Consider the following 20,917-nt stretch of genomic DNA (forward strand, 5'->3'; position numbering starts at 1 on the left):
TAAAAAGTGTATGGAAGAGATTATATTATACCTGAGGATGTAAAAACTATGGCGCCTAGAGTATTGAATCATAGGATAATAGCTAAAGGTAGAAATAGAATGGGGGATACTATAAAATTAATTGAAACGATATTGGAAAAAAGAGGTACCCTTAGAAAGGATATAGGTTGAATATGCTTTGGTTATTTGCTATTTTAGTAACCCTTACCTTTGGATTTAATAAACTTATTATGAAATATGGTTTCAAAAATCTAAATTACAAACGGACTTTATCGAAGGATATGGTGGAAATTGGAGAGACTTTTGAGATAATAACCACTATAGAAAATAGCAAACCTTTCCCAGTTACCTATTTGAGAATAAAGGAAAGATTTCCTGCAGCCTTAACCTATCCGGGAGATGTTAATATGGATAAAACAAAAGACTGTTTTGAATTTACAACTACCTTATTCATACTACCTTACCAAAGGGTGAAAAGGATCTATTCCGTTTGTGGCAGAGAAAGAGGTTGTTTTATCTTTCGAAACGCAGATTTAGAGTTAGGGGATTTTATTGGCCTAAATACATTCTCCATTACCAAGGATTATCTACAGGAATTAGTAATATTGCCTGGGGCTTTAGATCTAGATGAAAACTTAGTACTATATGGAAACTATTATGGTCAAATATCCATTGGTCTTCGTCTTTAAAACATGGAAGTTTGATGGTGAAAAATTTCGATTTTACTACAGAACACTCAGTAAATATAGTATTAAATATAGAGTGCACTAAACCTTTTTGGGTAAGTATTGAAAAAGATAAAATAGAAACCTGTATCTTTTTATTCGTTGCTTCTTATTACGTCTATTACTATATATTTCAATACTTCCAAGAAGGAAGGTATGATTTTTATAAAAGGGATTTTAAAAGGAAAATGATACTTATTTTAATACTTATTATATCTATTTCAATCCTTTCTTTTATCCTTAGCATAGAAGGAATTAAAAGTAGCTTATTCCAAGGAGTTAAATCCATTTATAATTTGATTTTTTACCTATTTACCAGTTGAAGTTATAGGAGGGACCCTGGACTTTACCCAGTGGACTCAAGAAAATCCTTCTTTCCCTCTTTGGCTTAGAAAATTCATATCCATAGGTTCTAGAATAGTCTTTATTTCATCTATAATCTTTTTAACCTATTTACTATTTAAAAAGAAGGTATTTAATATAAGAAAAGATGAAATAGATTATAGTGAAGAGAGGGAATTCATCAATATTAGAGGTGAAGAGAAGGCTAAAAGCAAAAAATTTATTTAGACCAAAAGATATAAGGGAATAGATAAGGTATTATTATAAAAAATATTTATCTAAATTGGATAAAAAGGGAATAGATATAATAGTTTCAGACACCAGTTTAGATATTAATATAAAAGCAGAGAAAGACATGGATAAGGAAGTTATAGATGGTTTAAGGGATATCTATATTGAAGCCAGGTATGGAATAGGTGAAATAGATAAAACTAAAGCAGAAAAGATGAAGAAACTTTATAAGAAGGTTTAGTTTAGGAAGAAACCTTTTGAGGCTAAGAGGATACAATAAAGAACTTACTATGGTATCCTAATTAGGATACCATAGTAAGTTCTTTTATAAAAATCAACTATAAAGATTGATATATAGATTTATATAGATTTTTTTCTTTTTTAGTTGAATTTAAAGCTTTTAACATATCTTGTTGCAAATAAGGTTTTCTAGCGCAAATTTCTCTTTTTAAATTTTCTTCATCTATTTTTAATATTTTACTATCTTTCATAACAAAATGTCCATTTATTAGTACATGTTTAACAGATAAAGAAGAATTAAAAATTATTTGGTTTAAAAGATAATTATCTAAAATGTTCAATATACTATTTTTATTTACAACCACTAGGTCTGCTGAGTAATTAGCTTTAATTTCACCTAAAGGCCTATGGAATCCTAGTATGCGGTTACTATTTTTGGTGATCATATGGAATCCTTCCTTAACATTAATCCATTGACGGTAATCTTGTTCTTGAGATCTTTGAATAAGTAGGAAAAACCTAAGGATGTCCAGCATATTATTGTTAGTACCACAGTTAACACCGTCAGAGCCCAATGCAATTGGAATATTACGTTTAAGGTATTCTTTTGATGGGAATATCCCACTTCCAAGAAAACAATTACTTGTAGGATTGGAAACAACAATTGCTTTTCTTTTTGCGATTAGGTTTAACTCATCCTCATTCATCCAGATACAATGGGCTAGAGAAGTACGGTTTCCAAGCAGGCCAAATTGTTCTAGTTTTAACACTGGAGAAATGGTTTGGTCTGCTGATATTTTTTGCCACCTGGTTTCTAATAAATGGCAATGGATGGGTAAATTGAATTTATATGATAGTTCATATGCAGCTTTTAACAGTTTATCATCTGCTCTCTGAGGAGAATTTACACCTACCATTACTTGTAAATTACCATTGGGATTATGAAATTTTTCAATAAAATTCATATAATAATGAGTATATTCTTCTACTGTAGGAAAGCTATTATCCTCTAGATTATTAGGGATAACTTCATCCATTTTATAGAGTACTTTATTATCAGGTATATTATGAAGCATTGGTGCAAGAGCCGATTTAAATCCAGTAGTTTCATAGGTTTTAGCCGCAGTATATGATGTTGCAAGATGGGGTAGATGATCCACACAAGCAGTCACTCCAGCATGTAACATCTCGCAGATTCCTAAAGAAACCGATAGAGCCATTTCTGTTTCTGTCAAGATCTTTCCTAATGCAACTGTATCAACTGACCAGAGCTCCAAAGGTTCTCCAAAAGATGTACCCCTAAGTATATTAGTATAAGAATGGTAGTGGCTGTTAACCATTCCTGGCAAAACATAATCGCCATTTAAATCTATACATTCTTCATATGGAGTTGGAGTCAAATTTTCAGCTAATTCTATTATGATGCCATCATCAATACGAATATCAGTCTTTTTAAAATCCATATCCGAGTTATTATCAACCAATACTTTTCCATTTTTTAAAAGCATATTGATACCTCTGGAAAACTATAACAAATTGAAAAATTCTTCAATATGTCCTGAGTAATCACCTAGACATACCAAGTAATGGTTTCCAACTGGAGTTTTATAGAATTTATTAACTCCTTCATTACAGCGTAAGCTTATTTGAGTACGGCAAAGATCTTTTTCATGAAGACTTTCTAGAATTGTTGCACTTGAAACAAAATGACGGTTTAATGGACCAGTAGCTTTAAAAACAGTAGCAGAACCAGAAGGTATATTTCCTGAAATAGAAACTCCAATACCGGATTCAAAATGTGTATCTAATTTGTAGCTTATTGGCATATTTAACGGTAGTGTACAGTGGGCAAAAACAATCTCATTATTTTCTTTATTGATACGAGATGGATTGCACATAAATACTGGTTGGCCTGAAATTACACCTAAAATTGCCATGGAAATTAAAGAAGGTATATCTCCTTCACAACCGCTGTATACCCCTTGTTGGTTTAACAAAGCTAATCCAAGACAGCCAGTATTTTTAACAGATGATAATAAGTCAAAGCAACGCACACTAAATCCATTCAGGTTGTATTTATCAACTAATCGGGAAAATGCACCATAGATTTCAAGAGCTTTTTCAATTTGCCCCTTATCGAAATTTTTTGCCATTAGCTCATGACAAGTTTTATCGTCTGGGTAGTTCCTTTTTGAAATTTCATCAATAAGTTCTTTCATCTCTATTTCAATAATTTCAATACCTAGTTTTTCTTTTGGAATATTGTAATCAAAATCAGTTGAGATAAGCCAATCTGAAGGCTTGCCAATTAGTCCAAGTCGTAGTCCATTTAATGCATTTTTTGCTTTAATAGCGGTTAAAATCTGTTCAATGCTAGTAGCAATTTCTTCTTTAACTCCATGAAGAAGGCGTCCTTTCATTTCTTTATTTGCAAGATATGTCATCATTTCCATAGAAGCAGATAAAGAGTTATCACTATCGCTGCTAACAATGATGATAGGCTCTTTCAAAGAATCTAGAGCGGTTTTAAACATACCTGCAGTTCCACCAGTTGCTACATACACGATAGAAAATGGCTCATTTTTAATTGCCTCAACAGTTCCGCTAGTAAATGAATGTCCAACTTTTTTTTCTACACAACTAAACAAATCAGATGCCTTTTGCTCTAATGCTGGATTTTGATGTGAACTACTTTTCAAAAATAGATATTTCAAGTATATCCACTCCTTCTTAATTATTTAAAACGTTTTCAACAACATAATACGACAGACGTCCTACCACTATAAATACCATAGATTATAAGTCGTGTCAATAATAAAATTATAATTGTTCAATAAGTTGTAATTAAGTTAAAATTATTCAACATAACGTCTGATTAGATTGAACTCTAATTTTTCGGTTATGAAATAGCTATCAGAATAGAATACTGGAATACCTCTTGATGAATAATGAATTTGTTGTAGTAGTAAGAGGGCCTTTGGTTCATCTAATTCTAGCTTTTCCATAAGGCGTTCGTTGCTGAGTACAGCATGTATTGAGCAGTTTGAAAAAGAAATTGTATTATAGTTGCTAATAAAACTGAATAGAGAATCATCCTTCTTATTAGAATATTCCTCTAGCATTCCATCTTTATAAGGTATATAGTCTTCTACAAAAATGATAGGATTTAGATTTGCGGTTCTTACACGTTCTATATATAAAATTTTAATAGGTGTATCGCTGCCAAGTATTTTTGACATATTATCAGATGCCATGCGAACATCATAATAAGTACTCTTAGTACCTGGAACGTATCCATGATCTGTTATGATTTTAGTTGTACTGTCAAGTGTAGCAATGTTATATCTTATATTTTCCTTCCCATTGTAGCGTGTAACAAATGTACCAACTCCGTGACGAGAAATGATTAATCCTTCATTTTCCAATGCTTTTAGTGCTTCACGTACTGTATTACGGCTTACTCCAAGTTTAGAAGCTAATTTTTGTTCAGAAGGCAGTTTGCTCATGAAATCTAAATTGTTAATCATTTCTAAAATAATTTCTTTCACCTGTGAGGACAAGGTTTTATTTATTATTTTCATAAGAGTAAAACACTCCTTAATATTTTTAATACATTTAGTATAGTATAGTGTTTATCAATTTGTCAAGGAAATGGAAATGGAATTAACATAGAAAGTAGAACATATAGGGATGTAAGTATCAGAAGTTAAAATTTTTTCAAATATTTATTTTATCAAAATATTTCAATTGACAGTACAAAATGCATATGATATTATATTAACAACATAAGACGTTGGACGTCCAATAAGAAGAAAAGGATGGTTTAATAATGGATTATACAGAAGTTAGAAAAGAGATAGTTAAGTTTTGTCATCTATTATACAAAAAGGGTTATACACAAGCTTCCGGAGGAAATGTAAGCTGCAGGGTTCCAGGTACAAATCTATTTGCAATTAAGAAAACAGCTGTGAATATGGCCCTAATGACGGAATCAGATGTAGTTATAGTCGATGGAAATGGACAAGTAGTATACGGAGATGGAAAACCTTCAAAGGAAATGGGCTTTCATTTGGGTGTTTTAAAATTACGTCCTGAAGTAAACGCTTTCATCCATTGTCATCCAAATTATTCAATAGCTCTTGCAAATAATGATATAGAGTTGCCTTTTACAACTGTAACTTCAAGAAAAGTGGTAGGCTACGTGCCATTTATAGAATCTGCACCAGCAGGAAGTGATGTGTTAAAAGAATTAGTAATTAACGCGTTTAGAGAAAATCCTGAAAGTAAAGGTATTTTAATGAAGGAGCATGGTATTTGTGCAGTGGGGCGCTCTTTAGAAGAGGCCTTTAATATTACGGATTTAATTGAGCAGACTTCAAAGCAGGCATTTATTCAAGTACAGGTAGCTGCAAATAGAAAACTATTTAAAAAAATATTCAACATATAGATGGAGGAAAGAAAGTGAATAGATTATTAAAATTAACACAGCAATGGAAAGCAGATAATCTTCTTATGCCAATTTGGGTAGAGGAAAATCATTTATGTATGATAGACCAAAGAAAGCTTCCCCACAAAACTGAAATATTGGAGATTACTCAGGTGGACCAATTGGCTAAAGGTATTAAAGATATGGCAATTAGGGGTTCTGGTGCTATTGGTATTGCAGGTGTTTATGGTATGCTTCTTGCTTCCAGAATTAGTGGAGGGAAAAAGGAAGATGTTATTTTGGCGGGTAAGAAGTTAAAATCAACCAGACCTACTGCAGTTAATTTATCAAAGACTGTAGATAATTTATCAAAGTTTGCTGAATCATGTTCTGAAGATAGATTTTATGAAGAGTTCATGGAAAAAGCTTGTGATGTTTTAGAGGAGCAGTTAAATTTTGAAAAAGAATTAGGAAGATATGGAGCAGAGATAATTAACGACGGAGATTCTATTCTAACACATTGCCATTCCGGTGCCTTAGCAGGTTCTGGATTTGGAGGGAGGGCTCTTTCTGTTATTCGAACAGCTTTCTTAGAAGGGAAAAACATCCATGTTTATTGCTGCGAGACAAGACCCTACCTACAAGGTGCTCGTATTACAGCATATGAACTAGAAAAGTTTGGCATTCCTCACACACTTATTACCGACGGAATGTCCGGTTATTTAATGCGCATTGGAAAAATTAACAAGGTAGTTGTTGGGTCTGATAGAGTGGCATCTAATGGAGATTTAATTAATAAAGTAGGTACCTATATGCATGCATTAGCAGCAAAAGAAAATGGGATTCCATTTTATACAGCAACTTCTTCCCATACAATAGATTTTTCACTTGAACGAGGAATGGATATTGATGTAGAATATCGTCCAGAATATGAAGTAACACATTTAGACGGGAAACTTATAACTACAGAAAATACTAGAGCTTTATATCCAGCGTTTGATGTAACACCAAATGAAATGATTAATGGTATAATCTCGGAAGAAGGCATTATTCGAGCACCATATTTGACTCAATTATTAAGATTAAAAAAATAAAAGGAGGATAAAAAATGACATTAAAAGCACCAACTCACCACATTAGTGCTAAACCAGGTGAATTTGCAGAAACAGTTCTAATGCCCGGAGATCCACTAAGGGCAAAAAGTATAGCTGAAAATTATCTAGAAAATGTAAGACAAATCAATAAAATTCGTTGTATGTATGCTTACACAGGGACTTACAAAGGAAAGCCAGTTTCTGTTATGGCACATGGTATAGGAACTCCCAGCATGACAGTTCATGCATACGAATTATTTAAGTTGTACGACGTACAAAATATAATTCGTGTTGGAACAACTGGAGGAATTTCTCCTGAATTAAAAATAAGAGATGTTGTGATAGCTATGGGTGCATGTTATGATACAAACTATATCAACCAATACAATCTTAAGGGAACATTTTCTGCAATTCCATCCTTTTCCTTATTGAGGAAAGCGGTGGAGAGTGCGGAAAGTTTAGGTATAGAATATAAGGTAGGAAATATTTTAACTACTGATATTTTTTATCCAGAGGATAAAAATAGTCAATTAAAATGGAAGGATATGGGGGTTCTTTCTGTAGAAATGGAAACAGCAGCCTTATATATTGTAGCTGCTGCAGAAAAAAAGAATGCTCTTAGTCTTCTTACTGTCTCAGACCATATTATAACCGGTGAAAAGACTACAGCAGAGGAGAGACAAAGTAGTTTTACAAATATGATTGAGGTAGCATTGGAAATGTTATAATTATTAAATATATCATTAGGGGGAAAATAATATGAAAAAGCGAATTTTAAGTTTAACACTTGTTATTTGTTTGTTGATTTCTCTTTTAGTAGGATGTGGTCAGAAGGATTCGGATTCAGAGAGTGATACACCTTCAACAGGAAACGCAGCTGAAGATGGCGTTAAATTTGCAGTTCTTTTTGGAACAGGCGGCTTAGGAGATAATGGATACAATGATGAAGTATATAAAGGTTGTGAAATGGCAGTAGAGCAACTTGATGCAAGTTTTGATTACTGCGAACCAAAAGATGTTGCTGAATTCGAAACCCAGCTTAGGTCTTATGCAGATTCTGGAGAGTACGATGTTATCATCGCAATAAGTACTGAACAAGTAGATGCATTAAAGATGGTGGCAGAAGAATATCAAGATCAGAAATTCTGTATGTTAGATACAATTGTTGAAGGTTATGATAATATACACAGTATATCTGCAGCTTACCCAGACCAACATTTTCTTTCAGGTATGTTAGCAGGATTAGCAACACAAGATGAAAGGTTTCCTCTGAGCAATCCAGAGAACGTACTTGGTTTCTGCATTGCGATGGACACCCCAACATCTAGAGGACAAGCAGCTGGTTTTATAGCAGGTGCAAAATATGTTAATCCAGATGTTGAAATACTTACAAATTATATAGGCGCATATAATGACCCAGCAACTGCGAAGGAACTAGCGCTTATGATGTATGAAAGAGGTGCTGATATAGTCAGTGCTAACGCAGGTAGTTCTACTCAAGGGGTATTTTATGCGGCTGAAGAAAAAGACCGTTATGTAATAGGTACTTCTTTAGCTATGGCAGATCCAGATCATAGTTTATGTACATCTTTGAAAAAGGTTTGGTTATTTGTTGTGCAAGAAATAGAAAGTCTTCAAAATGGAACTTGGGAACCTGGTAATACAGTTATGGGAATTCCTGAGGGAGTATGCAATTATGATATAGAAGGACTTAATGTTGAAATTCCTGAAGATATTGTAGCAATATTAGACGAGGCTAGAGAGCTTATAGCAAATGGAGATCTTGTATTACCTACTGATTTAGACCAAATAGATGAGTGGGCTTCTCAAAACCAGTATAATAAATAGAAATGTCTGAATGAAATGTTTTGATTTTGAGGTGATAAAAAGTGGAAATAATTAGGATGGAGAAAATTTCAAAAGTCTATCCTGGAACAGTTGCACTAGATGGAGTAGATTTTACACTTAACAAGCAGGAAATTGTTTCCCTATTAGGAGAAAATGGTGCTGGTAAGACCACTTTGATGAAAATACTTTATGGTATGACTGCTCCTAGTTCAGGCAAAATTTTCTATAATGGAGAACCTGTAAGATTTAGGCGTCCTGTAGACGCTATCGAAAAGGGTATATGCATGGTACATCAGCATTTTATGCTGGTACCTGCATTTACTGTTGTAGAAAATATTATTGCTGGAAGTGAACCAGGTAGTAATGTTTTCTTAGATATGAAAAAAGCAAGACAGGAAGTAGTAGATTTAATTTCCAAGTTTCACTTTAACGTTGATCCAGATGTAAAAGTGGAGAAATTATCTGTAGGAGAACAACAAAGAGTAGAAATTTTAAAAGTACTCTATAGGAAGGCAGACGTTATCATTTTGGACGAGCCAACAGCAGTTTTAACTCCTCATGAAGTAGACGATTTATTTGCAGTTTTAAGACGTTTAAAAGATGATGGAAAGAGTATAATCATTATTACACATAAGTTGAAAGAAACTAAGGAAATAGCAGATCGGGTTGTAGTATTGAGGGATGGTCATCTTATAGCTGATAATGTGGATCCAAGCAAGGCATCCACAAAACAATTTTCTGAAATGATGGTAGGACGTGAAGTCAATCTACAAGCCCGTCGACCATCTAAAAGTATCGGGGATGCGTGTTTGAAGGTTTCAAATTTATCAATAGAAGAAGATGGAAAGGAAAAGGTAAAGGATGTAACTTTTGATATTCATCATGGAGAAATTTTAGGAATAGCAGGAGTTGAAGGAAACGGTCAAACTCAGCTCATAGAAGCTTTAACTGGACTTAGAAAACCAAGATCTATGAAATTAACGCTCAATGGCAAAGAAATAACCGGTAAAAGTTCGGATTTCATAAAAGCAGGAATTGGACATGTGCCTGAAGATAGACTTTTAATGGGATTAGTTAAAGAAATGTCTGTTATGGACAATATGATCTTAGGTTATCATAGAGAATCTGATTTTTGTAAAAAAAATGGTTTACTTTTGCAAAAAGAAATCTCTGATTACGCAGAAAAACTTAAGGATGATTTTCAAGTTAAGGCCTCCAGTATACATTCTGCAGTAAGTTCCCTTTCAGGTGGGAATCAACAGAAAATTATTATTTCCAGGGTTTTTAGCAGGGAACCGAAAGCAATTATTGTTGCACACCCAACTCGTGGAGTAGATATTGGTGCATCAGAATATATCCATGAGCAATTGATCGAATTAAGAAATAGGGGAGCAGCTATTTTATTGATATCTGCAGATTTAGATGAGGTTATGGCATTAAGTGATCGAATTTTAGTACTTTACGAAGGTCAAATTGTGTCAGAAAGCATGCCTGGCGAGTTAAGTGAAGTAGAGATGGGTCTTCTAATGACAGGAGGAAATTACATGGTAGAGGAGGGGAAACATCATGATTAATAAGGTAGATAATGCTAAACGAATTAGAATGAGGAATTCTTTTACAAATTCCTTTGTTGCATTGGTTATTTCATTGCTATTAGGTATGCTTCTTATCGGTATAAGTGGTTATTCTCCCATAGAAAGCTATATAGCAATTTTTGGTGTTTCTCTTGGCACTGTAAAAGGATTTGCTCTTTCTTTGAGTCAGGCAACTCCACTTATGTTTACTGGATTAGCATTTGCATTAGCATATAAAGTAAAAATGATAAATACAGGTGCTGAAGGTCAGCTTTATGCAGGTGCTATGGCAGCAGCGCTAATTGGTGCTTATATTACTAATCTTCCCACTGGGATTCACATATTTTTAGGATTTTTAGCAGCATTTTTAGCAGGAGGTCTAGTTGCATTTATTGTTGCATTAGCTAAAGTTTATTTAAATGCTAATGAGATAATAATGTCACTTATGTTAAATGAAATCATTATTTTATTTACGAGCTATTTGGCTAATGGCCCTCTTAAACCCCCTGGAAGTGGGGTGGGACAGACAGAAATGATTGCAGATAGTGCAAAATTAACTAAACTAATACCACAAACACAACTTACAACAGCAATTTTTGTGGCAATACTTGCAGCTTGCATACTTCAATATGTGCTTGAGAAAACGGTATTTGGTTACGAGATTAAGGTAACAGGATATAATTTAAATGCTGCAAATGTGGCAGGAATCCATGTGTCTAAAACTTATTTGATAACCTTTGCTTTAAGTGGAGCAATAGCTGGCCTAGGCGGTGCAGCTATGGCATTAGGTGTTAACTATAGATTTATTGAAGGATTTTCATCTGGCTATGGTTTTGCAGGTATTTCCATAGCAGCTTTAGCTGCATATAATCCAATAGGTGTTATTTTTTCCGCTTTTCTAATAGGTGTTTTAAAGTCGGGAACTATAACTTTAAACCGTACAACTAATATACCAGTGGAATTAGTTGATATTATTCAGGTACTTGTCCTTATATTTGTTGCTGCTCCAGCTTTAATCAAAACTATAATGAAATGGACTAAAAAAATACGAGTAAAATCCGGTAAGGCCCAGAAAACATATGGAGGTGAGAATTCATGACATTTAATGCTGATTTAATTTATTCTATTGTATCTTCTACATTAAGGAGTTCAGTACCTTTGATATTAGCTGCATTAGGAGGATGCTTTTCTATGCGAGCAGGTGTTAGTGACTTAGGGCTAGAGGGTATGATGTTAGCAGGCTCCTTCTTTTCTGTGTTTGGTTCATGGTTAACAGGAAATGCTTGGCTAGGCCTTTTGTTTGGAATTCTATTTGGTGTAATTTTCTCCATGCTTCATGCTGTTATGCATATAACCTACCGAGTAAATGCATCAATTAGTGGAATGTGTGTTAACTTGCTAGCAGCTGCAGCAACACCTCTATTGTTAAACGAAGTATTTGGTATGAGTGGAAAGTCACCAATGGTTGAAGCATTTAAAAAACCAAATTGGGAATGGTTAAATAATATTCCCGTCATTGGTAGAATATTGGGAGCACAGAACATACTGTTCTTCTTGGCTATAATATTGGTAATAATAAGCTGGATATTTATATATAAAACAAAAACTGGGCTTAGGATGAGAATGGTTGGTGAAAACCCACATGCTGCTAGCACAGTTGGGCTGAATGTTGTAGCCTATAAATATTTTGGAGTAGCAATGAGTGGTTCTCTTGCTGGATTTGCAGGAGCTTATCTATCACTTGGACAGATGAATTTATTTGTTGAGCAGATGACATCTGGTAGAGGGTATATAGCGGTAGTTATCAATGCTTTTGGAAGATATAATCCTTTAGGTGTACTAGGAGGCAGTATTTTCTTTGGATTTTTTGATGCACTGCAAACTGTATTCCAAAACGTATTTCCATCACAGCTAGTCATGATGACTCCATATGTATTTACACTTTTAGTAATTGCTTTTGGACTAGGTGGAGGACGCGGTCCAGCTGGTGTTGGTAAACATATTGAAAGTTAAGGAGGTAAATTATAATGAATAATGAATGGGGAAATGCATCAAGACCTACAGATAAATCTGGTAAACAGTACCATATAGCATGCGGAAAAGGAGATGTAGCACCTTATGTTCTACTTCCAGGTGACCCAAAAAGGGTGAAGAAAATTGCGGATACTTGGGACAGTGGACATTTTGTTGCAGATTATAGAGAACACGTAACATATACCGGGAAAATTGGGGATATGGATATTTCCGCTTGTTCAACAGGTGCTGGAGGAGGATCTACAGCTAGTGCTTTAGAGGATTTAGCAGAGATTGGATGTAATACTTTAATTCGTGTAGGTACATGTGGTACAATTCAAAAATATATAAAACCAGGAGATTTAATTATTTGTACTGGTGCAGTAAGAATGGAAGGAACTAGTGATGGCTACGTTACTAATTCTTATCCAGCAATAGCAAATTATGAAGTAACTCTAGCGTTAATTGAAGCAGCGGAACAACTAGGATATACCTACCATGTAGGAATTGGCTATACAGCTTCCTCTTTCTTTTGTGGACAAGGTCGTCCTGGATATAAAGGGTACAGTCAAAGTTTTATGCAAACATTGTTATCAGATATGCAGGCAGCAGGTGTTTTAAATTTTGAGATGGAAGCTGCAACTGTACTAACAATAAGCTCTCTTTATAACTTGCGTGCTGGTGCTATTTTTACTGTTATAGCAAACCGTGTAGACAATTCATTTGAGTATACTGGCAAAACCGTAGACCATAGTATAGAGGTAGCCAATTTGGCTATGCAGATTTTATGGAACTGGGATAAGAAAAAGGAGTCTAACGGAAAGAAATATTTCTCCCCATCACTTTTAAAATAGTGATTTTTTCACAAATAGGTTATAGACCAAATAATACTTCATATAAATTCCCCTAAACTCAATTTTATATAAAAAATATATTGCTAAAGTAAGTCTTACTTTAGCAATATATTTTTTAAAACTGAAAAACACTACCTATGCAAGTTTAAAAATATTTCTTTTCTATTTATCATTTGTATTCCTTCAACAATCTATCCTTAATATCCCATAGGGGTTTAGATAAATCAACAAAATATTCATGAGGATTTTCAAACCTGCGGACTTCATCCCAAAGGGTGTTTATTTGCTCTTGACAATAATCTCTAATTTCACTAATTGGTGGGTTTTTATATACTGGCTTCCCTTTATCAAACAACTGTACTAATAATTTTTTAGCATAAAAGTTTGTTAAGGTTTTCCTCTTCCAAGTGAATAAAGGATGAAATATTTCATAGGGCTTAGTTTCGTCAATCACTTCATCATGTAAAGTTACCACATCGGCAATAGCTTTTCCCGTTTTTTTATCAAATAATCTATATAGTTGTTTAAATCCAGGAGTAGTAATTTTACCTACATTTTCACTTACCTTTATTTTAGGTACAATCTCTCCATTTCTTTCTACAGCAGTTAATTTATATACACCACCGAAGACTGGCTCAGATCTAGCAGTAATCAACCTTTCCCCCACTCCAAAGGAATCTATTCTTGCACCTTGATTTAATAAATCCCTTATTACATATTCATCTAAACTACTAGAAGCTACAATAGGGCAATCTTCATATCCGGCCTCATCTAACATTTTTCTAGCTTCTTTAGAAAGATAGGCAATATCTCCACTATCCAACCTTATACCTTTTGGTCTAAAACCTCTTGGAACAATTTCTTCATCAAAGGTTTTTATTGCATTAGGAACACCTGATTTTAAAACATTATAGGTATCTACCAATAGTACACAATTATCTGGATAGATTCTCGCATAGGCTTTAAAAGCCTCTAATTCAGTAGGGAACATTTGAATCCAACTGTGAGCCATAGTACCTAAGGCTGGAATACTAAAATCTCTATCTACAATGGTGCAAGCAGTGCCCACAGCGCCACATATATATGCAGCTCTCGCACCTAAAATAGCACCCTCATATCCCTGAGCTCTTCTAGAACCAAATTCCATCACTGGACGACCATCTGCGGCTCTAACTATTCTATTAGCTTTGGTAGCAATAAGGCTTTGGTGGTTAATGGTAAGTAAAACCATTGTTTCGATAATCTGTGCTTGGATTATAGGACCCCTTACTATGACTATGGGTTCCTTTGGGAATATAGGAGTTCCTTCAGGTATAGCCCATACATCACATTCAAACTTAAAATTTCTCAGATAATCTAAAAATTCCTCACTAAACATATCTTTAGATTTAAAATATTCAATATCTTCTTCTGAGAATCTAAGATTTTTTAAGTATTCTATAAGTTGCTCTACCCCTGCCATTATGGCAAATCCACCATCATCAGGGATTGCTCTAAAGAACATGTCGAAATAGGCAATCCTGTCTTTCATGCCATTTTCGAAATAACCGTTAGCCATAGTAAATTCATAGAAGTCTGCTAACATGGTTAAGTTTTTCTTTTCTTTCCAATCAATATTGGTCATTATAATATCTCCTTTTTTTAATCGTTAAAATAGATGTTATAATAATTATATTCCTAAAAGAAACAAATTTCAACATAGGAGCCGAAGAAAATTGGTAGTTAATGGTTTAACAAAGGTTTAACAAAAAAATAGGCGGAAGGACTATTTAAATTTTAAGTCCTTCCGCAATTCTGGGTTTTAAATTTTGAAGGGTTTATCTATTCAATAGTTTTTCTCCTTTTTCAGTAATTATTACAGTTTTTACAGGAATTTTATTACATAAACTGGCAAAGGCGCATCGGTTACATTGGGAATTACAACTACTCATATCATCTTCCTTAATATAGCCCATCCTAGCCAATTGAGAAAAAGCTTCTTCTATTAGGGCTTCACTTTTATTTAATTTTAATGCTATATTGGCTTTTGATATATAGTTAGCATGATTGATTTCCTGTAATACTTCCTTTAACAAACCATCATCTCCTTAATTTTAGCTAAAACCTAAAAGCTTACCAATTTGGAATACTAATACAGCCCCTATCCATCCAATGAAAAAAGTATAAAGGGCAGTAAAAATTGGCCATTTATATGAATTGGTTTCCTTCTTTATTGTAGCTAAAGCAGCTGCACAAGGTGTATATAATAAAGTCATTATCATAAAAGCAGCAGCAGATAAAGGCGTGAAAGCTCCTTGCAATGCAGTAACCAATTCTGCTCCTTCCTCAACTCCAGCATAAACCATACCTAAAATAGCTACCACAGCTTCTTTAGCTGCTATTCCAGAAAACAATCCAACGGCAGCTTGCCAAGTACCAAAGCCTGCAGGTTTAAATATGGGGGCTATAAACATGCCTATTTTCCCCAATATACTATCTTGACTATAGGGTTCAACTCCTCTAGGTAGTACGGCTAATATCCAAAGAATTGTAACTACTATAAATATTGTAGTACCAGCTCTCTTTAAAAACTCAGATACATTATCCCACATATTCCTCAATACATTCCTTATAGTAGGCTTTCTATAAGGAGGAAGTTCCATGATGAAATAAGAAGGTTCACCTTTGAATAAGGTTTTACTAAATAATTTACCCGTTAACAATGCTACCAATATGCCTAGAAAGTAGAGTGAAAATAGAACTAGTCCACCTCTATTGGGGAAAAAGGCTGCAATAAACATCAAATAAATTGGAAGCCTGGCTCCACAGGACATAAATGGATTTATTAAAGTGGCAATCATCCTATCCTTTTTGTCCTCTAGAGTTCTAGTAGCCATAATTCCAGGTACATTGCAACCGAAACCTACTATCATAGATATGAAGGTTTTCCCTTGAAGGCCTAAAGCCCTCATAATATTGTCCATCACATAGGCAGCTCTAGCCATATAACCACTATCCTCTAACAATCCCATTAACATATATAATATGATGATGAGAGGTATAAACTCTATAACTGCTCCAACTCCTCCTATAACTCCCTCTGTTACAAAGGATACAATCCAATCAGAAGCATTTATTTTAATAAGAAAATTCCCTATAATTTTTCCTAAAAATTCTATGCCGGTAACGGTTAGCTCTCCAAATAAATCTTCCCCTACAGCGAAGGTTAATTGGAATACTATAAACATAATAAGACCAAATATTGGCAGACCAAAATATTTATGGGTTAGTATTTTATCGATCTTATCTGTTAAGGTTTCTTTAGCCTGATCAGGTAATTTAACAGTAACATTGGTTATATTGTTTATAAACTCATACCTTTTATCAATAATCTCCAATTCGTAATCTTCCCTATTTTTGTTAAACTCATGGATAGCATTTTTGAAATCATCTGGGAAATTTAAATCTTCATTCTCTTTTATAAGTTCGTGAATATATTCATCTCCCTCTAGGAGTTTTATAGCAATCCATTGGGGAGGATATTCTAAATTTTTGTCAGTTAAAAATCCTTTTAGTCTTTCTACTTCCCTATCTATATTTTCCCCATAGCTAATATGAGCTTTATAATCTGTCTCCTCATCCATTAATTCCACAGATTTTTTAATTAGCTCATCAATACCTTTTTTCTTAGAAGCAATAGTAGGAATAACAGGAGCCCCCAACTTTTTAGAAAGGGTATCAATATCCACCTCAATATTTCTAGCTTTTGCCTCATCTATCATATTCAATGCTACAATTACTTTAGCCCCCATCTCTAATAATTGGGTAGTTAAGTATAGATTTCTTTCAATATTAGTGGAATCTACCACGTTAATGACAATATCTGGATTTCCCCTTAAAATAAAATCCCTTGCTACTATTTCATCTTCAGAAAAGGCGCCTAAACTATAGGTTCCAGGTAAGTCTACCACATTATATATTTTTTCATTAAATTTGAAATTGCCTTCTTTTTTTTCAACGGTAACGCCAGGCCAATTTCCCACATGTTGATTAGATCCAGTTAAGGCGTTAAACAATGTAGTTTTGCCACTATTCGGATTACCAACTAAAGCTATAGTATTCAATCTAAAATCTCCCTCCTTAAACAAGAATGAAAGTCATTATCAACAAAAGGTAAAAAAGGAATATAATTCTACTCATTCACCATTATTTTTTGTGCTAAACCTCGACCTATAGCAATTTTATTTCCTGATAGAGAAAGTATTATAGGTCCCCTATCGTTTTTTACAACTTTAAACTTAGCCCCAGTATTTAAACCCATCTCATATAATCTTTTAGTAGCATTCCATCCAGCATTTATTCTCTCCACCTTGGCATCATCACCAGGATTTAATCGGACTAAAGGTTTACCTGACATGCCTATTCTCCTTTCTACTTTTAGGTAATTGATAATCGCTATCAATATAATAATACAAAATTGATAGAAATGCAATAGTTTTGGGTAATATATTTAAATTAGGAAAAAATACAACTAAAATAAAATTAAAAAAATGTATTTACAAAAAGGGAAAATTGGTATATACTAAAAGCAGACCACCCCCCCCGGAGGGGGAGCATCCTAAGATAAGGAGTTGGTATATGATGAATAAAAAAATAACTATAGATGTATTAGGTATGACTTGAGCATCCTGTTCTTCTAGGGTAGAAGAAGCTATTAGGAAGCAGGAAGGAGTTATAAAATCTTCAGTAAATCTATTGGCGCAAAAAGCTACTATTGAATTCGATAGTGATAAAATAGATATAGATAGACTGATTAATACAATAGAAAAGACTGGTTATGAAGTACCTTTAGTTAAAAAAACCTTATTAATAGAGGGTATGACCTGTGCAGCTTGTTCTTCTAGGGTAGAAAAGGTATTAAACAAGTTAGAAGGAGTAGTAAAAGCCAATGTTAACCTATCTACTAATAAAGCAGTTGTAGAGTTTCCTTCTGGAGCCGTAGAAGATGAAATCCTAATTGAAACAGTTGAAAAGGCTGGTTACAAGGCGGAACTGGAAAGGGAAAGGGATATGGATAGGGAAAAGGAATTGAGGGAAAGGGAGGTAAAATCCCTTAAGACCTCTTTCATCGTATCGGCAATTCTCAGCTTACCCCTATTTTCAGCTATGTTTTTCCATATGGCAGGAAAGGAAAATATTCTGACCAATGGATATTTCCAATTACTACTAGCAACTCCCGTCCAGTTTATAATAGGCTACAGATTTTATAAAGGAGCCTTCAATTCATTAAGAGGTGGGGGAGCCAATATGGACGTGTTAGTAGCCATGGGAACCTCTGCAGCCTATTTTTATAGTTTATATAATGTTATAGTAGGAGTACATGAGTACTATTTTGAAGCGTCAGCGGTTATTATTACATTAATACTATTAGGAAAAACCTTTGAGGCGGTAGCCAAGGGGAAAACTTCAGAGGCCATAAAAAAATTGATGGGATTACAACCAAAAACTGCCCGAGTCATTAAAGACGGTATAGAAAAGGATATTCCAATCGAGAAGGTTAATATAGGAGATATTATAGTAGTAAGACCGGGAGAGAGGATTCCAGTAGATGGCATCATAATAGAAGGGCATTCTTCCATAGACGAATCTATGATAACTGGAGAGAGTATTCCTGTAGACAAGGTAATAGGGGATCAGGTTATAGGTGCAACAATAAATAAATTTGGTTCCTTTAAGTTTGAAGCAAAAAAAATAGGAAAGGACACAGTCCTATCCCAAATAATTAAATTAGTAGAAGATGCCCAGGGGTCTAAAGCCCCAGTTCAAAGATTGGCGGACAAAATCTCCGGTATTTTTGTACCTATTGTCGTTGCCATAGCTGCTATAACTTTTCTAGGTTTTTATTTAATTCAAGGGAATTTTAATACAGGACTTATTAATGCAGTGGCAGTCTTGGTAATTGCATGTCCTTGTGCCTTAGGTTTAGCTACACCAACGGCCATAATGGTAGGTACCGGAAAAGGTGCTGAGAATGGAATACTTATCAAATCTGGGGAACATTTAGAAAGAACTCATAAGATGGAAACCATAGTATTCGATAAAACGGGTACCATAACCAAAGGAGAGCCAGAAGTTACAGATATAGTAACATATAATTCCATGGACAGAGATGAACTCTTAAGAATAGCTGCCACAGTAGAAAAAAGTTCTGAACACCCTCTAGGCCAAGCCATTGTGAAAAAAGGTGAAGAAGAATTGCTAGAAATAATCCAACCGGAAACCTTTATGGCTATACCAGGGAAGGGCCTAAAAGCAATTTTAGAAGGGAAGGAAATTTATATAGGCAATAGAAAATTAATGATAGAATCAGGTATGGATATAGAAGGGGTAGAAGGAGAACTATCTAGGTTAGAAGAAGAAGGTAAAACAGCTATGATAGTTGGAATAGATGGGAATATTTCAGGAATAATTGCGGTAGCAGACCAGATTAAAGAAAACTCTAAAAAAGCAATAGAAGAGTTAAAGAACATGGGATTAGAAGTATATATGATAACAGGAGATAATGAAAGAACAGCAAAGGCCATAGCCAAAAGAGTAGGTATAGACAATGTTTTAGCCGAAGTATTACCTGAAAATAAAGCAGAAGTAGTAGAGGATATAAGAGGGAAAGGAAAGCATGTGGGTATGGTAGGAGATGGAATTAATGATGCCCCAGCCTTGGCAGCTGCAGATGTAGGATTTGCTATAGGAACTGGGACAGATGTGGCTATGGAGGCAGCAGATATAACTCTTATGAGGGGAGACTTAATGGGTATAGTGACAGCCATAAGGCTTAGCCATAGGACTATGAGAACTATTAAGCAAAATTTATTCTGGGCATTTTTCTATAATTCCATAGGTATTCCCTTTGCAGCTTTAGGATTTTTAAATCCAATGATAGCAGGAGCAGCTATGGCCTTTAGTTCCGTATCTGTAGTAACTAACTCGTTAAGGCTTAGAAATTTTAAATAATAGAAAGGTAACAGAAAAATCTTAATGAAATTTAAGCAATCTGGTAATATGTCAAGAGATAATTTTAAAAGAAAGTAAAAGAAACAATTAAAAAAGGGTAATCTTAATAGAACCTATGATTTCAATCAAAAAATAGGTTCGGGAATTAGAAGTATTTTATTGTGTCTCTCCAACTTTATCGCTGGAGTAGATTTGATTTTTAGTCAGCAATCCAAAAATCAGGCGTACTAATTTACGAGATGTAAGTGCGAGTGCTCGTTTATGCTGGTGAGTTGTCACCTCACCGAACTTTTTGTTGTAGTATTCTTTGTATTCAGGTGAATTGTTTTTAATACTATTAGCAGCTTCAATTAAATAATATCTAAGATACTTGTTACCGGTTTTAGTCATGTTTGTATTATCAGAGGTGTGATTCCCTGATTGATTAACTCTCCAGGTTAGACCTGCATATTTAGCTAAAGCATTATGGGAATCAAATACACTAATAGAACCAATTTCGGCTAAAATGCCACTAGCTAATACAGGGCCAATACCTGGTATGGATCTTAGAGATTGATACTCAGTAGTATTAATGCCTTTT

The 20,917-nt window shown here is 34.2% G+C and carries 20 protein-coding genes and 1 pseudogene; 13 read left to right on the plus strand and 8 right to left on the minus strand.

Going from position 1 to position 20,917, the window contains the following annotated elements; translation table 11 throughout:
- The first annotated feature begins 6 nt into the window (after positions 1 to 6).
- From CUL_RS19075 to CUL_RS0103195, 3 genes are read left to right on the plus strand one after another with little or no spacing between them, the layout of a single operon-like run.
- On the plus strand, positions 7 to 171 hold the full coding sequence (locus tag CUL_RS19075; protein WP_005585329.1) for a hypothetical protein: 165 nt from the start codon (positions 7 to 9) through the stop codon (positions 169 to 171).
- A gap of 2 nt (positions 172 to 173) precedes the next feature.
- Complete coding sequence (locus CUL_RS0103190) at positions 174 to 689, plus strand: hypothetical protein (RefSeq protein ID WP_035142775.1); 516 nt, start codon at positions 174 to 176, stop codon at positions 687 to 689.
- A 17-nt stretch (positions 690 to 706) separates the two neighbouring features.
- Positions 707 to 1,048 (plus strand): hypothetical protein, encoded by a 342-nt coding sequence (locus CUL_RS0103195; protein ID WP_025640477.1) that lies wholly within the window; start codon positions 707 to 709, stop codon positions 1,046 to 1,048.
- A gap of 588 nt (positions 1,049 to 1,636) precedes the next feature.
- Here the strand turns inward: CUL_RS0103195 and CUL_RS0103205 are convergent.
- From CUL_RS0103205 to CUL_RS19855, 3 genes are all read right to left on the minus strand, one after another.
- Positions 1,637 to 3,046 (minus strand): amidohydrolase family protein, encoded by a 1,410-nt coding sequence (locus CUL_RS0103205; protein ID WP_025640479.1) that lies wholly within the window; start codon positions 3,044 to 3,046, stop codon positions 1,637 to 1,639.
- An 18-nt stretch (positions 3,047 to 3,064) separates the two neighbouring features.
- The gene (locus CUL_RS0103210; RefSeq protein ID WP_025640480.1) at positions 3,065 to 4,252 is read right to left on the minus strand and encodes a hypothetical protein; all 1,188 of its coding nucleotides are present in this window, start codon (positions 4,250 to 4,252) and stop codon (positions 3,065 to 3,067) included.
- Positions 4,253 to 4,393: 141 nt separating this feature from the next.
- A complete protein-coding gene (locus CUL_RS19855; RefSeq protein ID WP_005588431.1) occupies positions 4,394 to 5,119 on the minus strand; it encodes a GntR family transcriptional regulator in 726 nt (241 codons plus the stop codon).
- A gap of 248 nt (positions 5,120 to 5,367) precedes the next feature.
- Here CUL_RS19855 and CUL_RS0103220 point away from each other — a divergent pair, with 248 nt between their 5' ends.
- Genes CUL_RS0103220 through CUL_RS0103255 form a run of 8 tightly spaced genes read left to right on the plus strand, consistent with a single transcriptional unit; the run spans position 5,368 to position 13,347 of the window.
- On the plus strand, positions 5,368 to 5,985 hold the full coding sequence (locus CUL_RS0103220) for a class II aldolase/adducin family protein (RefSeq protein ID WP_005588430.1): 618 nt from the start codon (positions 5,368 to 5,370) through the stop codon (positions 5,983 to 5,985).
- A gap of 14 nt (positions 5,986 to 5,999) precedes the next feature.
- A complete protein-coding gene (gene mtnA, locus CUL_RS0103225; protein WP_005588429.1) occupies positions 6,000 to 7,058 on the plus strand; it encodes an S-methyl-5-thioribose-1-phosphate isomerase in 1,059 nt (352 codons plus the stop codon).
- 14 nt (positions 7,059 to 7,072) lie between these two features.
- Entirely contained in the window at positions 7,073 to 7,786 is a 714-nt protein-coding gene (gene deoD / locus CUL_RS0103230) for a purine-nucleoside phosphorylase (RefSeq protein WP_025640481.1), read from the plus strand.
- Positions 7,787 to 7,817: 31 nt separating this feature from the next.
- Positions 7,818 to 8,906: a BMP family ABC transporter substrate-binding protein gene (locus CUL_RS0103235; protein WP_005588427.1), complete on the plus strand. Its 1,089-nt coding sequence runs from the start codon at positions 7,818 to 7,820 to the stop codon at positions 8,904 to 8,906.
- 41 nt (positions 8,907 to 8,947) lie between these two features.
- Entirely contained in the window at positions 8,948 to 10,480 is a 1,533-nt protein-coding gene (locus CUL_RS0103240) for an ABC transporter ATP-binding protein (RefSeq protein WP_005588426.1), read from the plus strand.
- On the plus strand, positions 10,473 to 11,579 hold the full coding sequence (locus tag CUL_RS0103245) for an ABC transporter permease (RefSeq protein WP_025640482.1): 1,107 nt from the start codon (positions 10,473 to 10,475) through the stop codon (positions 11,577 to 11,579). Before CUL_RS0103240 ends, CUL_RS0103245 begins: the two co-directional genes overlap by 8 nt.
- Positions 11,576 to 12,493 carry an ABC transporter permease gene (locus CUL_RS0103250; RefSeq protein ID WP_005588424.1) on the plus strand — a complete coding sequence of 306 codons (918 nt, stop codon included), beginning with the start codon at positions 11,576 to 11,578 and terminating at the stop codon, positions 12,491 to 12,493. Before CUL_RS0103245 ends, CUL_RS0103250 begins: the two co-directional genes overlap by 4 nt.
- Positions 12,494 to 12,507: 14 nt before the next feature.
- Complete coding sequence (locus CUL_RS0103255; protein WP_005588423.1) at positions 12,508 to 13,347, plus strand: nucleoside phosphorylase; 840 nt, start codon at positions 12,508 to 12,510, stop codon at positions 13,345 to 13,347.
- 169 nt (positions 13,348 to 13,516) lie between these two features.
- On the opposite strand, the gene CUL_RS0103260 is transcribed toward CUL_RS0103255, so the two are convergent.
- From CUL_RS0103260 to CUL_RS0103275, 4 genes are all read right to left on the minus strand, one after another.
- Positions 13,517 to 14,971, minus strand: coding sequence for a nicotinate phosphoribosyltransferase (locus CUL_RS0103260; RefSeq protein ID WP_025640483.1), 1,455 nt, complete (start codon positions 14,969 to 14,971; stop codon positions 13,517 to 13,519).
- Positions 14,972 to 15,164: 193 nt separating this feature from the next.
- Positions 15,165 to 15,422 carry a FeoC-like transcriptional regulator gene (locus CUL_RS0103265; protein ID WP_005588421.1) on the minus strand — a complete coding sequence of 86 codons (258 nt, stop codon included), beginning with the start codon at positions 15,420 to 15,422 and terminating at the stop codon, positions 15,165 to 15,167.
- Positions 15,423 to 15,440: 18 nt separating this feature from the next.
- Positions 15,441 to 17,450, minus strand: coding sequence for a ferrous iron transport protein B (gene feoB, locus CUL_RS0103270; RefSeq protein ID WP_025640484.1), 2,010 nt, complete (start codon positions 17,448 to 17,450; stop codon positions 15,441 to 15,443).
- Between the two features lie 68 nt (positions 17,451 to 17,518).
- Positions 17,519 to 17,743: a FeoA family protein gene (locus tag CUL_RS0103275; RefSeq protein ID WP_005588420.1), complete on the minus strand. Its 225-nt coding sequence runs from the start codon at positions 17,741 to 17,743 to the stop codon at positions 17,519 to 17,521.
- Between the two features lie 278 nt (positions 17,744 to 18,021).
- On the opposite strand from CUL_RS0103275, the pseudogene CUL_RS20295 reads away from it, so the two are divergent.
- Together CUL_RS20295 and CUL_RS16565 are read left to right on the plus strand one after the other, a co-directional pair.
- Positions 18,022 to 18,363 (plus strand): annotated as a pseudogene (locus tag CUL_RS20295) (copper ion binding protein); the annotation flags it as partial.
- A 141-nt stretch (positions 18,364 to 18,504) separates the two neighbouring features.
- Entirely contained in the window at positions 18,505 to 20,337 is a 1,833-nt protein-coding gene (locus CUL_RS16565; RefSeq protein WP_456243147.1) for a copper-translocating P-type ATPase, read from the plus strand.
- A gap of 156 nt (positions 20,338 to 20,493) precedes the next feature.
- On the opposite strand, the gene CUL_RS18275 is transcribed toward CUL_RS16565, so the two are convergent.
- Positions 20,494 to 20,917 (minus strand): transposase (locus CUL_RS18275; RefSeq protein ID WP_162147627.1); only part of this gene is annotated, 424 nt, incomplete at its 5' end.

Source organism: [Clostridium] ultunense DSM 10521, assembly GCF_000511955.1.
GTDB classification, from domain to species: domain Bacteria; phylum Bacillota; class Clostridia; order Tissierellales; family Tepidimicrobiaceae; genus Schnuerera; species Schnuerera ultunensis.

What these genes read in the sequence shown, in the direction of transcription:
- CUL_RS0103260 (WP_025640483.1), bottom strand. Translation starts at nt 14,971, where the DNA reads ATGACCAATATTGATTGGAAAGAAAAGAAAAACTTAACCATGTTAGCA.
- CUL_RS0103205 (WP_025640479.1), bottom strand. Translation starts at nt 3,046, where the DNA reads ATGCTTTTAAAAAATGGAAAAGTATTGGTTGATAATAACTCGGATATG.
- CUL_RS0103220 (WP_005588430.1), top strand. Translation starts at nt 5,368, where the DNA reads ATGGATTATACAGAAGTTAGAAAAGAGATAGTTAAGTTTTGTCATCTA.
- CUL_RS0103235 (WP_005588427.1), top strand. Translation starts at nt 7,818, where the DNA reads ATGAAAAAGCGAATTTTAAGTTTAACACTTGTTATTTGTTTGTTGATT.
- CUL_RS0103275 (WP_005588420.1), bottom strand. Translation starts at nt 17,743, where the DNA reads ATGTCAGGTAAACCTTTAGTCCGATTAAATCCTGGTGATGATGCCAAG.
- CUL_RS16565 (WP_456243147.1), top strand. Translation starts at nt 18,505, where the DNA reads ATGGCAGGAAAGGAAAATATTCTGACCAATGGATATTTCCAATTACTA.
- CUL_RS0103245 (WP_025640482.1), top strand. Translation starts at nt 10,473, where the DNA reads ATGATTAATAAGGTAGATAATGCTAAACGAATTAGAATGAGGAATTCT.
- deoD (WP_025640481.1), top strand. Translation starts at nt 7,073, where the DNA reads ATGACATTAAAAGCACCAACTCACCACATTAGTGCTAAACCAGGTGAA.
- CUL_RS0103255 (WP_005588423.1), top strand. Translation starts at nt 12,508, where the DNA reads ATGAATAATGAATGGGGAAATGCATCAAGACCTACAGATAAATCTGGT.
- CUL_RS0103250 (WP_005588424.1), top strand. Translation starts at nt 11,576, where the DNA reads ATGACATTTAATGCTGATTTAATTTATTCTATTGTATCTTCTACATTA.
- CUL_RS0103190 (WP_035142775.1), top strand. Translation starts at nt 174, where the DNA reads ATGCTTTGGTTATTTGCTATTTTAGTAACCCTTACCTTTGGATTTAAT.
- CUL_RS19855 (WP_005588431.1), bottom strand. Translation starts at nt 5,119, where the DNA reads ATGAAAATAATAAATAAAACCTTGTCCTCACAGGTGAAAGAAATTATT.